Genomic DNA, 12943 nt, shown 5'->3' with positions numbered 1-12943 from the left:
GTCTCTCTAAGGTAAGGCACATATAACTTGTGCCCGACGATCCTGTCGGTCGATCGCCGTGAGGAGAGACCATGAGCAAGGAAATCGAGAATCACAGCAACCTGAATCCTAGCAATAACGAGCCGTTTTCATCGGTGATGGCACGCCATGTGTCGCGACGCGACATCATGCGCGGCGGCCTGAGCCTGGCCGCCTTGGGTATGTTGGGTGGCTTCGGCGGTCTCAATATGGCCAGGGCGCAGGAAAGCGGTGCCCAGAAGACGCCGCTGGCGCTGGCATTCGAATCGCTGCGTGGCTCGCGCACTGATGCCGTGGTAGTGCCCGAGGGCTATACCGCCCAGGTGTTGATTCCCTGGGGCACGCCGCTGGATGAGCAAGGGCCGACTTGGCATCACGAGCAGGAGATGACCGCCGAGACACAGGCCCGCAGCGTGGGGATGCATCACGACGGCATGCATGCCTTCCCGCTGGGCAAGGATAATGCCTCGCGAGACTTCCTGCTGGCCCTCAACAACGAGTACATCGACCAGAAGGCGCTCTGGGCGCCGCGCGGTGGGCCGACGAATGCCGATGCAGGCCAGCGTCCCGCCGACGAGGTGCGCACCGAGATCAACGCCCATGGCGTCACCATCGTGCGGGTTCGCAAGCAGGAAGATGGCCACTGGGTACATGTGCTCGGCGACGCCCACAATCGCCGCTTCACCAGCGCTACGCCGATAGACTTGGCAGGTCCCGTGGCCGGCAGCGACTACGTCAGAACCCGTTATTCCGCGGAGGGCACGCGCACGCGAGGCACCAACAACAATTGTGCCAATGGCTTCACGCCATGGGGCACCTACCTGACCTGCGAGGAAAACTGGCCTGAGGTCTTCGTCAACCGAGGCGAGTTGAATATCGATGATGCGCGCCTGGGGCTGCCCACCGAACGCGGCCGCTATGGCTGGGAGACCGCCGCCGGCACCGATGGTGAGCGCGAGGACGAGTTCGCGCGTTTCGACGTCACGCCGCAGGGTGAGGAGCCTCGCGACGACTATCGTAACGAGACGCGCACCTTTGGTTATGTCGTGGAGATCGACCCCTACGATGGCCAATCCCGGGCGGTGAAGCGCACCGCGTTGGGGCGCTTTCGCCACGAGGGCTGCTGGCCCGGCAAACTAACGGCGGGAGAGCCGGTAGTCTTCTACTCCGGGCACGACTCGCGCAATGAATACATCTACAAGTTCGTCTCCGATGCCAAATGGGATCCGACGGATGCCAATCGTCCCGGTGAGGGTTACGATCGCTTGGCCTTGGGCGCCAAATATATGGACCAAGGCACGCTCTACGTCGCGCGATTCAACGCCGATGGCAGTGGTGAGTGGCTGCCCCTCGAGCCGGATGCGCGCGTGGCGGACGGGCGCACGCTGGCGCAGGCCCTATCGCTGGCGGAGGACGATCGGGCAGGCGTCATCGTGCATACCTGCGACGCCGCCGATCTGCTCGGTGCTACGCCGATGGACCGTCCCGAATGGGGGACCGTCGACCCTGTGTCCGGTGAGGTCTACATGACGTTGACCAACAACGCCGACCGTACAGCGGAGAATACTCAGCCGACCTACACCCACGGCGGCGATATCGATGCTGCGGGTGCTGGCTATGCCACGGCTCCCACCAATGCCGCCAATCCACGGGCCGATAACGAAAGTGGTCAGATTCTGCGTTGGCGGGAGCGAGGCGATGATGTCACGCGTTTCGACTGGGAGGTGTTCGTGTTCGGTGCCGCCGCGGACGACACGACCAACCTCTCAGGGCTGACCGAACATAACCAGTTCGCCAGCCCCGATGGACTGTGGTATGACGCGCGGGGCGATGGCCAGGGCATCCTCTGGATCGAGACCGATAATGGCTACGATGGCGTCGCCGAGCAGACCAACGACCAAGTGCTGGCGGTGGTGCCGAATGCCTTATCACACGATAGTGGCCAAGCCTCGGTGGTGGATGCCGGCAATCAGCAGCATCTCAAGCGGTTCGCGGTCGGCCCCAATGGCTGCGAAGTAACGGGGATCTTCGCTACGCCCGACAAGACAGCGTTATTTATCAATATCCAGCACCCCGGCAATTGGCCGGCGAACCCCGATGCCGCGACGCAGGATGCCACGCGCGCTGCCGCTGACAACGTGCGTCCACGAGCGGCCACGGTCGTGATCCAGAAAGACGATGGTGGCCAGGTCGGAGTATAACTGAAAGCGATACAAGCGCCGCTACGCGTCGAGAAATTAAAAGGAGAACCGCCTCCGCCGCTTATTGCGACGGAGGCGGTTTGTTTTAGGCTGCCTTCGAGCTTCGAGCTTCGAGCTTCGAGCTTCGAGGTCAGGGCTTGGCGGCGTAGGCGTAGAGCAGGGTTTCCTGGGTGCTGACAGGTTCGGCATCGCCGGCGTCGAGGAGGCGATAACGACCATCGGTTTGTAGCTCCCAGCTCTGGCAGTTGTCCACCAAGTAGGTAGCCAGGTCCTTGCGCACGCTTTGGGCGAGCTTCTTGTCGAGCAGTGGGAAGCAGGTCTCCACGCGGCGAAACATGTTGCGCTCCATGAAGTCCGCGCTGGAGCACCAGGTTTCGGGCTTGCCGCCATTGTGGAAGTGGAAAACGCGGGTGTGCTCCAGGAAGCGACCGATGATCGAGCGCACCCGGATATTGTCGGAGATTCCTTCGATCCCGGGGCGCAGGCAGCACATGCCGCGAACGATCAGGTCGCACTGCACGCCGGCGCGCGAAGCGCGATACAACGCGCGGATCAGCTGCGGCTCGGTCAACGAATTGCACTTGATGATCAGCTGTGCCTTGTGACCCTTTTCCGCGTAGCGCGCTTCGCGATCAATCATCGACACCAGGCGGTCGTGCAGCACGAACGGCGCGTGCAGGAGCGTATCGATCTGACGCGGTTTGCCCATTCCCGAGAGCTGCTGAAAGACTTTGTGAACATCTTCGCACAGCGTCTCGTTGGCAGTGAGCAGACTGTAGTCGGTGTACAACTTGGCGGTCTTGGAGTGATAGTTGCCGGTGCCTAGATGCGCGTAGTAGCGCAGCGCACCGCGTTCACGGCGGACCACGTGGAGCATCTTGGCATGGGTCTTGTAGGCCATGACGCCGTAGATGACGATGGCGCCGGCTTCCTGAAGACGCGATGCCAGCGCGAGGTTGTCGGCCTCGTCGAAACGCGCCCGCAGCTCGATGACCACGGTGACTTCCTTACCGTTGCGTGCGGCATCGACCAGGGCGCTAACGATGGGCGAATCGGCGCCGGTTCGGTACAGGGTTTGCTTGATCGCCAGCACGTCCGGATCGCTGGCGGCCTCCTGGAGCCAGTCCTCGATCAGTGCAAACGACTGGAAGGGATGGTGCAGCAGAATGTCGTTCTGGGCGATCTGCGAGAACAGGCTGACGTCGCTCTTGACCTGACGCGGTAAACCGGGCGTGAAGGTGCGATACAAAAGATCGGGGCGGTCGACGTCGCTGAGTACCGACATCAGCCGGGTAAGGTTGACCGGGCCGGATACGCGGTACAGATCCGCCGCCTCGAGTTCGAACTGGGTGAGCAGGAAGTGCGTCAACCGGTCGGGGCAATTATCGGCCACCTCGAGGCGTACGCCGCTGCCATAGCGTCGTGCCAGCAGTTCCCCGCGCAAGGCCGAGGCCAGGTCCGAAACGTCTTCGGGGTCAACGGCCAGATCGGCGTTGCGCGTCAGGCGGAATTGGTAGCAACCGCGCACCTGCATGCCGGGAAACACCTCCTGAGCATGGGCGTGGATCATCGACGACAGGAAGACATATTCGGTATAGCCAGCCTCGCTCAGCTCGCGTGGCAGGCGCATCAAGCGTGGCAGCGAGCGTGGTGCGGGCAGGATGGCAAGTCCCCCTTCACGACCGAAGGCATCGGTGCCTTCGAGTTCGACGATGAAGTTCAAGCTCTTGTTAACCAGGCGCGGAAAGGGATGCGAAGGGTCGAGGCCGATGGGGCTGATCACCGGCATGATCTCCTCGGCAAAATACTCGCGTACCCAATCGGCCTGGGCCTCGGTCCACTGCGTACGGCGCCGGAAGCGTAGGCCCTGTTCCTCGAGCGCGGGAATCAACGTCTCGTTGAGGATGTGGTATTGCCGCTCGACCTGCTCGTGGGCGATGCGCGATATCTCGGTCAGCACCTGGCGTGGCGGCATGCCATCGGCGCCGCTTTCCTCGCGGGCCAGGGCGATCTGATGCTTGAGTCCGGCCACGCGAATCTCGAAGAACTCGTCCAGATTGGAAGAGAAGATCAGCAGGAACATCAGCCGGTTGAGCAGCGGATGCGAAGGGTCCAGGGACTGCTCGAGTACACGGATATTGAACTGCAGGTGCGAGAGCTCACGGTTGAAGTACAGTACTGGATCGTCGAGATCGGCCCCGGGGGATGGCGCGGGCTTGGCGTGAATGCCCGTGCGCGTGCGGTTGACGCGAAGCGGGGGTGTTTCACCGCCCTCCTGAGAGGTGACGTTGTCGCTACCGAGGGGAACATCGGAAGAGCGCGTACCGTCCATCATGAGCTCCCTGTCGTCGGGGGTGACCAACTATTGGGGCGACAGTATGACGCTCCTATGTGACAGATATATGACAGTGGCGGCGGGCTAGAAGAGCGGTCCACCTATCGGGATATCAGCTTTCGCTATGTGACTCGTCATCAGTGTTGTGCCGGCGACGCGGAACCAGGCGGCCGAAGAGAATGCCGATCTCGAACAGCAGCCACATGGGGACGGCGAGCAGGCTCTGGGAGACCACATCCGGGGGTGTCATCAGCATGCCGACCACGAAGCAGCCGACGAGCACGTAGGGGCGTTTCTTGCCGAGACTCTCGACACTGGTCGCGCCGGTCCAGATCAGCAGGAAAGTGGCGATGGGAATCTCGAAGGCCGCACCGAAGGCGAAGAACAGCTTGAGCACGAAATTGAGATACTGATTGATATCGGTCATGACCGTGACGTTCTCCGGCCCGGTGTGGACAAAGAAGTCGAACAACAGGGGGAAGACCGCGAAATAGGCGAAGGCCACGCCGCCGTAGAACAACAGGATGCTCGAGGCGAGCAGGGGAAATGCCAAGGTCTTCTCGTGCCGGTAGAGGCCCGGCGCGATGAATGCCCAGGCCTGGTAGAGCACGAAGGGAACGGCGATGAACAAGGCCGTGAACAGCGTCAGCTTGAAAGGCGCCAGGAACGGTGAGGCCACCTCGGTGGCGATCATCTGCGCGCCTTCTGGCAAGAGTGCCATCAGCGGGTCGGCAACGAAGCTGTAGATGTCATTGGAGAAGGCGTAAAGCGCCGCGAAGATGGCGACGATCACGGCTACCGCCTTGACTAGCCGCGAGCGCAGCTCGATCAGGTGTTCGACCAGGGGTGTCTGGGCGTGCTCCTCCGGCTCGCGAGACGATGTATCGCTCATGGGGTGTTGGAATCCTTGGCGGACGAGGCATCGGGTGTTTCACGGGAGGTGGCAGGACGTGCCGCCGAGGCGTCATCATCCGGTCCAGGTGCCGCCGGGTCCCGGCGTGATCTGGCGTGATGCGTATCGGTGTCGTCGGCGTGGCGTTCGACCCCGTCGCGGACCTTGTGCAGACCGGCATCGAGCTTGCGTTGTTGCTCGTTGAGCTTCTGGCGCAGATCCTCGGCTTCCAGCTGTGCGTTGATTTCACGCTGCATGCCGGACACTGTGCGCTTGATCTTGCCGATCCATAGGCCCACGGTGCGCGCCGCCGTGGGCAGACGCTCGGGCCCTAGCACCAACAGGGCCACGACACCGATGATCATCAGTTCGAGAAAGCCCATATCGAACATGGCGGTTACTTCCGCTCGGAGGTTTCGTCGGCCTTGGACGATGGAGAGGCTTTCGATTGGGTGTCGAGCGTCTCGTCGTTTGCCTCATGCTCGACACGCTGCTGCGTCGTGTCCTCGTCGTCTTGCGCTTTTTGCTGTTCCTCTTCGCCGACGGCGCTCTTGAAGCCTTTAACGGCGCCTCCCAGGTCGCTGCCGAGGTTGCGGAGCTTCTTGGTACCGAAGATCAGGATGACGATGCCGAGAACGATCAGCAGTTGCCAGATACTGATTCCACCTAACATGGGAGCTCTCCTTCATGCTCGGATGTGGCCGAGCCGATTAGCGTGATTGTCGTGCCGCCTTCTCGTCCAGGCCGGAGACGCCGAAGCGACGGGCCAGCTCGTCCAGAACGGCTTGGTGATCGATGTCCAGATGCGACAGCATCACCAGGCTATGAAACCACAGGTCGGCGGTTTCGGCGACCAATGCCTGACGCGTTTTATCGTCGCCGTGTTCGGCATCCTTGGCGGCAAGCAGGGTTTCGGTAGCCTCCTCACCAACTTTCTCCAGGATCTTGTTGAGGCCCTGGGCATGGAGCTTGGCAACGTATGAGCTGTCGGGGGCGGCATGGCGGCGTGCGGCCAGGACGTCCGATAGCTGGGAAAGCGTATCACTCATGATGTGACGGTTCCGAGACAAAGAGGATGATGGGTAGATGATAGCAGCAACATTGCGCGCTGAGAGGGGATGTTAACGCCAGGCAATCAATAGCAGGCCGAGCGCGGCGGCGGTGAGCACTGGCCAGGGCTGATTATGCGCCCATTCCCAGAGAGGCTGCCAAGCTAAAGCGATGGCAACCAACAGCGTTCCAAAGCGTAGCCGTCGCGCCCGCGTTCCGGCACCGCGCAAGCGCCGCCGCAAGGCATTGAGCGCCTCGGTTTGCTGGCGCTGCTGGCGGTGGCTGTCTTCATTGCGGGTGAGGGCCTGGTGGGCTAGCACGGGCAGCTCGGGCAACTGTCGCGAGAGTTCGGGCGCGTGCTTGGTCAAGGCGTCCCAGAAGCCGCGTGGCCCGGCGCGCTCTTTCATCCACTGTTCCAGGTAAGGCTTGGCGGTGCTCCACAAGTCGAGGTCCGGGTACAACTGGCGACCGAGCCCTTCGATGTTGAGCAGCGTTTTCTGCAACAGCACCAACTGCGGCTGGACTTCCATGTTGAAGCGCCGCGCGGTCTGAAACAGCCCCAGCAGCACCTGGCCGAAGGAAATGTCCTTGAGCGGCTTCTCGAGAATCGGCTCGCAGACCGCACGAATGGCGGCGGCGAACTCGTTGGCGCGGGTGTCCTCGCCGACCCAGCCCGATTCGATGTGCAATACGGCGACTTCGTAGTAGTCCTGGCGGAAGAAAGCGAGCAGGTTGCGGGCCAGGTAATCCTGGTCCTCGCGGGTCAGGCTGCCGACGATCCCGCAATCGATGGCGATGTACTGCGGATCGTGCGGATTGTCGGCGGACACGAAGATATTGCCGGGGTGCATGTCGGCATGGAAGAAGTTATCGCGAAACACCTGGGTGAAGAAGATCTCCACACCGCGCTCGGCGAGTCGGCGCAAGTCGATGCCGGCCGCTTGCAGGGCGTCCATGTCGGCCACCGGAATGCCGTGGATACGCTCCTGAACCATTACCTGCTTGCGTGTCAGCGACCAGTGAATCGCCGGCACGTAAAGCAGCGGCGAATCGCGGAAGTTGCGCTTGAGTTGCGAGGTGTTGGCCGCTTCCTTGTGCAGATCCAGTTCATCGAACAGCGTGGCCTCGTAGTCGGCAACGACCTCGACGGGACGTAGACGCTTGGCTTCGGGAACACGCTTGAGCAGGTGCGCGAAGGTATACAGCAGGCCGATGTCCTTACGTATCACGCCATCGATGTTGGGGCGAATGATCTTGACCACTACCTCTTCGCCGCTGTGCAGGCGCGCGCCGTGCACCTGGGCGATCGAGGCCGAGGCAAGCGGGTCGCGAGTAAACTCGGCGAAGGCGGCATCGATGTCCATGCCGAGTTCTTCTTCTACCAGCGCACGGGCCTGCTCGCCGGGAAACGGCGGTACCTGATCCTGTAGACGTTTGAGTTCGTCAGCAATATCCGGCGGTAGAAGATCACGGCGGGTGGATAGCATCTGGCCGAACTTGACGAAAATCGGGCCCAGGTCTTCGAGCGCCAGGCGTAGGCGCTTGCCCCGAGTATGCGCTCCGGTGGGCAGCAAGCGCAGTGGCGAGAGCTTCATCGCCACGCGCAGTATGCCGGGGAGGCGCGCTGCGGGAATCAGGGTGTCGAGGCGGAAACGCGCGATCACCCAGCCGATACGAAACAACCGCAAACTCACGACGCGTGCTCCTCCTGTCGGCGACGTTCGATTTCGCGGACCAGCCGGTCCAGGCGCGCTTCGAGTCGGTCGGTGGCCAGGCCTAGTTGCGTCAGATGCTCGCGGGCGATCTCCCATTGCGTACGACTGGGCAGTAGCCGTGCTTCTTCGGTCAGGTATTCATGCACGTCGCGTCGCAACTCGCCGCGTGTGCGCAGGCCGAAGCGGTTCAGGCGTCGCAAGCCTTGCGACAGGCTATGCGCGGGCATGTCGCCTAGCCAGTTTGCGAGCTCGGCTTCCCAGTCGATTTCCAGATCACTGAGCAACTGACTGGCGCGTTCGAGTACATGTGTGCGTCCGCGCACCGACAGCCGCCCGGCGAACATCAGCGCCTCGACACGTTCGCCACTCAGCAGCGCGCCCAGGGTCTCGACATCCAGCTCGACGACCACGTCGCTATCGGCCTCGTCGGGATCGTGCTGGGCGAGCAGGGTGATGCCGTGGGTGTCGAAACACACCAGCACCGCCAGGGACGGGCGTTCCAGACGCAGCGATATGCACTGTCCGGCAAGCTGTTCCAAGCGCGAGGGCGAAGCGGGATCGTGTGCCAGCAGCCCGTTGATCAACGTTTCCGCGCTGGCCAGCAGGGGAGTGAGCATCACCGGCATGACGGCCTCATAGTTTGATGCCACGGTGCAGGGCGACGACGCCCCCAGTCATGTTGGTGTACTCGACACGTTCGAGCCCGGCGTCTTCCATCATCGCCTTGAGGGTTTCCTGATCGGGATGCATGCGAATCGATTCGGCCAGGTAGCGATAGCTCTCGCCGTCCTGGGCGACCCATTCGCCCATACGCGGCAAGACGCGGAAGGAATATTCGTCGTAGAGGCGCGACAGCGCAGCGCTCGCCGGCTTGGAAAATTCCAGTATCAACAGGCGGCCGCCAGGCTTGAGCACGCGCGCCATGGAACGCAGCGCGGCCTCCTTGTCGGTGACGTTGCGTAGGCCGAAGGCGATGGTGATGCAGTCGAAGCTGTTGTCGGCGAAGGGCAGCGCTTCGGCATTGGCCTGCACGTATTCGGCATTGTCGCCGACACCGTTATCGAGCAGCTTGTCGCGGCCCACATGCAGCATCGAGGCGTTGATGTCGGCGAGGACCACACGACCGCGAGGACCGACCAGGCGCGAGAACTTGAGCGCAAGGTCGCCGGTACCGCCAGCGATATCGAGCACGTGATGGCCGGGGCGGACACCGGCACGCTCGAGCGTCAGGCGTTTCCAGAGGCGATGCACGCCGAACGACATGAGATCGTTCATGACATCATAGCGGGCGGCGACCGAATGGAAGACTTGCGCCACCCGGTCGGCTTTCTCCTCAATCGGAACTTCCTGATAACCGAAGTGGGTCGTGCGCTTGTCCATGACCTTTCCTTGGGCAGGCGTGGAGTGCCCGCGCGGTGCGTGGAAGTAGAGTTGTATTGTAACGTCGGCCCCGGCGTTTGTCGCCACGCCGGGGTGTCTTATAACTCCTTGATGGTGATGGTGGAAGGCTCGCGTGAGGCACCGGCTTCCTCGAGACGGCGCAGGTAATCGGCCCACCATTGCTCTTGATGGTGGGCCATTTCATAGAGGTAGTCCCAGCTGTACAGGCCGCTGTCGTGGCCATCATCGAAGTGCAGCTTGAGGGCATAACGCCCGACCTGGGTGATGTTCTGGAGGCCGACATCCTTCTTGCCAACCTGCAGGACAGCGGTGTCCGGGCCGTGGCCGCGAACCTCGGCGGAGGGCGAGAACACGCGCAACAGCTCCGTCGGCAGACGGTAGGATGTGTCATCGGCATAGCCGAGCTCTAGCTCGCGAGCCTGCTTGTGGTAATGGATGCGTGTGGGAACGGGTGCGGACATGAACACCTCCGGTGAGAAGGAAGACGGAAGAAGCAAGAAGGAAGAGGTACGTCAGGGTAGAGGTTCCTCTTCCTTCTTCCGAGGCGCGAAGCGCCGGTCTTCCGACTTCGAGCGGCGTAGCCGCGTCTTAGAGAATGTACCGCGACAGGTCTTCGTCGGTGGCTAGTTCACCGAGTTGCTCGTCGACATAGGCGGCATCGATGGTCAGCGGGCTTGCCATGTCGCCTCCTTGGAAGGATGGCTCCTCGAGCAGGCGCTCCATCACCGTATGCAGGCGCCGGGCGCCGATGTTTTCGGTGCCTTCGTTGACCTGCCAGGCGATCTCGGCGATACGTGTGATGCCTTCATCGGTGAAGTCCACGTCCAGGCCGTCGGTGGCCAGCAGCGCCTGGTATTGTCGGGTCAGTGCGGCAGACGGCTCGGTCAGGATGCGCTTGAAGTCATCCGGCGTCAGCGCTTGCAGCTCGACACGAATCGGTAGGCGCCCCTGCAATTCGGGGATCAAGTCCGATGGCTTGGAGAGGTGGAACGCTCCCGAGGCGATGAACAGGATATGGTCCGTATTGACCATGCCATGCTTGGTGGACACCGTCGACCCCTCGATCAGCGGCAGCAGGTCGCGCTGTACGCCTTCGCGGGAGACATCGCCGCCGCTGCCTGAGTCACCCCCCTTGGCGACCTTGTCGATCTCGTCGAGGAAGACGATGCCGTTCTGCTCGACCGCCTCGATGGCGCGGTTCTTGATTTGCTCTTCGTTGACAAGCTTGGCGGCTTCTTCGTCGTGCAGCAACCGCCTTGCTTCCTCGACGGTCACGCGACGCGACTCCGACGTCTGCTTGCCCATGTTGGAGAACATGCTTTGCAGCTGATTGGTCATCTCTTCCATGCCCGGCGGCGCAGAGATATCGACATTACCGCCTTGAGGCGTGACCTCGATGTCGATCTCCTTGTCGTCGAGCTGACCTTCGCGAAGTTTCTTGCGGAAGGTCTGACGCGTCGAGGAGTCGTCGTGGGCATGGTCGTACTCACTGCCGCGCGGCCGGGGTAAAAGTGCGTCGAGAATGCGCTCTTCGGTGGCGTCCTCGGCCTTGTGAGCGACTTCTTCCTTGGCCTGCTCGCGGACCATCTTCATGGCCATCTCGACCAGGTCACGGACGATCGACTCGACGTCGCGGCCGACATAGCCCACTTCGGTGAATTTGGTCGCCTCGATCTTGATGAATGGCGCCCCGGCCAGCTTGGCCAGGCGGCGGGCGATCTCTGTCTTGCCGACCCCCGTGGGGCCAATCATCAGGATGTTCTTGGGCACTACCTCGCCGCGCAGACTGTCGTCGAGCTGCATGCGGCGCCAGCGATTGCGCAGGGCGATGGCCACCGAGCGCTTGGCTTCCTGCTGGCCGATGATGTACTGATCCAGTGCGTGGACGATCTCGCGGGGAGTCATCTGTGTCATGACGAAGCCCTATGCTGCCCGGGAGCGGTGAGCGTGACTCACAGCTCCTCTAGGGTAATGTTTTGATTGGTGAAGACGCAGATATCGCCGGCGATTTCGAGCGACTTCTCGGTAATGGCGCGCGCGTCGAGCTCGGTGTTCTCGAGCAGGGCGCGTGCGGAGGCCTGGGCGTAGTGGCCGCCGGAGCCGATGGCGATGATTCCGCGTTCGGGTTCGACGACGTCGCCATTGCCGGTGAGGATTAGCGAAGCGTTCTTGTCGGCCACGGCGAGCATCGCTTCCAGACGCCGCAGGGCACGGTCGGTGCGCCACTCCTTGGAAAGCTCGACGGCGGCCTTGACCAGATGTCCCTGGTACTTATCCAACTGGGCCTCGAAGCGCTCGAACAGGGTGAAAGCGTCGGCCGTGCCGCCGGCGAAACCGGCCAGCACCTTGCCATGGTGAATGCGGCGTACCTTGCTGGCGTTGCCCTTCATCACCGTGTTGCCGAGCGAAACCTGACCATCGCCGGCGAGGGCGACATGTTCGCCGCGACGTACGGATACGATCGTGGTCATGGATGGGAGCTCCTTGTGGGGTGTCGGGCACCCGATGACTTGATTGCCGAGGCGCCTGTGGCCCCCAGGCGATAAAACGGTGGCGACGCATGCCATTGTGCTTACGGTAATGCGGGCGGCAAACAGGGAAATCAAGCCGCCCGGTCACTCCTTCAGTTCTGCAGCTTGATCAGCAGTGGCTCGATGCCTTGTGTCACCATCAGATCCTGGGCGCGCGTCAGCTCATTCGTGTCTTGGTAGGGGCCGACCTGAACACGATGCCAGGTTTCGTTGTTGGAGGTTTGCACTTCGGTGATCTTGGCGATCAGTCCGAGATCCTGAAGCCGGCTTGCGAGACGCTTGGCATCGGCAACCTTGCGAAACGAGGCCGCCTGCAGCATGTACTTGAGCCCATCGGCTGAAGGGTCGGCCACCACCTCGTCAGCACGGTCGTCAGCACGGTCGTCGCTGGTGTCCGGCGATCTCTCGCCATCGCGACTGGGCACTGCGGTGTTATCCACCTTGGGTGCGATGACCTCCGATTCCGGTAACAAGGTATAGAACTCGAAGGTCGGCATGCGCGACTCGGCGGCGTCCTCGTTGGCAGTACCGCTTGATGAGGCGCCATCGCCTGTATTACCCGCCGAATCGCTGCCGGACGAGGCGCTATTGGAGGACTTGGGCATTACCGTGGCGACCGGTTCCGGGGCCGACTGCTGGAAGTATTGGGCGAGCGCGAAGCCGGCGATCAAGCCGACTACGCCCCATAGCCATCCAGGGAGTCCCGCGCGCGATGACTTGGTCTGGCGCTTGCGACTGGTGGCGCCGCGTGACGTAGCGCGAGAATTGCTTTTTCCTTTCTGGGCAGGGCGACGAGCCAT

Annotated in this window: 13 protein-coding genes; 1 reads left to right on the top strand and 12 read right to left on the bottom strand. The window is 62.2% G+C overall.

Going from position 1 to position 12943, the window contains the following annotated elements; translation table 11 throughout:
- The first annotated feature begins 71 nt into the window (after positions 1–71).
- On the top strand, positions 72–2219 hold the full coding sequence (locus OP495_RS03075; RefSeq protein WP_280567121.1) for a PhoX family phosphatase: 2148 nt from the start codon (positions 72–74) through the stop codon (positions 2217–2219).
- Between the two features lie 130 nt (positions 2220–2349).
- Here OP495_RS03075 and ppk1 read toward each other — a convergent pair whose 3' ends face one another.
- The 12 genes from ppk1 to OP495_RS03015 all read right to left on the bottom strand — a co-directional run bounded on the left by ppk1 (position 2350) and on the right by OP495_RS03015 (position 12943).
- The gene (gene ppk1 / locus OP495_RS03070) at positions 2350–4551 is read right to left on the bottom strand and encodes a polyphosphate kinase 1 (RefSeq protein ID WP_280567118.1); all 2202 of its coding nucleotides are present in this window, start codon (positions 4549–4551) and stop codon (positions 2350–2352) included.
- 115 nt (positions 4552–4666) lie between these two features.
- Entirely contained in the window at positions 4667–5446 is a 780-nt protein-coding gene (gene tatC, locus OP495_RS03065; protein WP_280567115.1) for a twin-arginine translocase subunit TatC, read from the bottom strand.
- Positions 5443–5838 (bottom strand): Sec-independent protein translocase protein TatB, encoded by a 396-nt coding sequence (tatB, locus tag OP495_RS03060; protein WP_280562735.1) that lies wholly within the window; start codon positions 5836–5838, stop codon positions 5443–5445. The genes tatC and tatB overlap by 4 nt, the downstream gene beginning before the upstream one ends.
- Positions 5839–5843: 5 nt before the next feature.
- Positions 5844–6119, bottom strand: coding sequence for a Sec-independent protein translocase subunit TatA (gene tatA / locus OP495_RS03055; protein WP_280567112.1), 276 nt, complete (start codon positions 6117–6119; stop codon positions 5844–5846).
- A gap of 37 nt (positions 6120–6156) precedes the next feature.
- Positions 6157–6495, bottom strand: coding sequence for a phosphoribosyl-ATP diphosphatase (locus OP495_RS03050; RefSeq protein WP_280562737.1), 339 nt, complete (start codon positions 6493–6495; stop codon positions 6157–6159).
- A gap of 72 nt (positions 6496–6567) precedes the next feature.
- Positions 6568–8190: a ubiquinone biosynthesis regulatory protein kinase UbiB gene (ubiB, locus tag OP495_RS03045; protein WP_280562738.1), complete on the bottom strand. Its 1623-nt coding sequence runs from the start codon at positions 8188–8190 to the stop codon at positions 6568–6570.
- Entirely contained in the window at positions 8187–8837 is a 651-nt protein-coding gene (locus tag OP495_RS03040; protein WP_280567110.1) for an SCP2 sterol-binding domain-containing protein, read from the bottom strand. Before OP495_RS03040 ends, ubiB begins: the two co-directional genes overlap by 4 nt.
- Positions 8838–8844: 7 nt before the next feature.
- A complete protein-coding gene (gene ubiE / locus OP495_RS03035; RefSeq protein ID WP_280562740.1) occupies positions 8845–9591 on the bottom strand; it encodes a bifunctional demethylmenaquinone methyltransferase/2-methoxy-6-polyprenyl-1,4-benzoquinol methylase UbiE in 747 nt (248 codons plus the stop codon).
- Positions 9592–9689: 98 nt separating this feature from the next.
- The gene (locus OP495_RS03030) at positions 9690–10073 is read right to left on the bottom strand and encodes a DUF971 domain-containing protein (RefSeq protein WP_280562741.1); all 384 of its coding nucleotides are present in this window, start codon (positions 10071–10073) and stop codon (positions 9690–9692) included.
- A gap of 127 nt (positions 10074–10200) precedes the next feature.
- Positions 10201–11526 carry an ATP-dependent protease ATPase subunit HslU gene (gene hslU, locus OP495_RS03025; protein ID WP_280567105.1) on the bottom strand — a complete coding sequence of 442 codons (1326 nt, stop codon included), beginning with the start codon at positions 11524–11526 and terminating at the stop codon, positions 10201–10203.
- 38 nt (positions 11527–11564) lie between these two features.
- Positions 11565–12083 (bottom strand): ATP-dependent protease subunit HslV, encoded by a 519-nt coding sequence (gene hslV / locus OP495_RS03020; RefSeq protein ID WP_040239597.1) that lies wholly within the window; start codon positions 12081–12083, stop codon positions 11565–11567.
- 152 nt (positions 12084–12235) lie between these two features.
- Complete coding sequence (locus OP495_RS03015) at positions 12236–12943, bottom strand: SPOR domain-containing protein (protein ID WP_280562743.1); 708 nt, start codon at positions 12941–12943, stop codon at positions 12236–12238.

The organism is Chromohalobacter sp. 296-RDG (genome assembly GCF_029889885.1).
In the GTDB taxonomy this organism is placed as follows: Bacteria; Pseudomonadota; Gammaproteobacteria; order Pseudomonadales; family Halomonadaceae; genus Chromohalobacter.
Note: the sequence above shows the minus strand (reverse complement) of the source record. Positions and strands in the feature narration are given on the sequence as shown.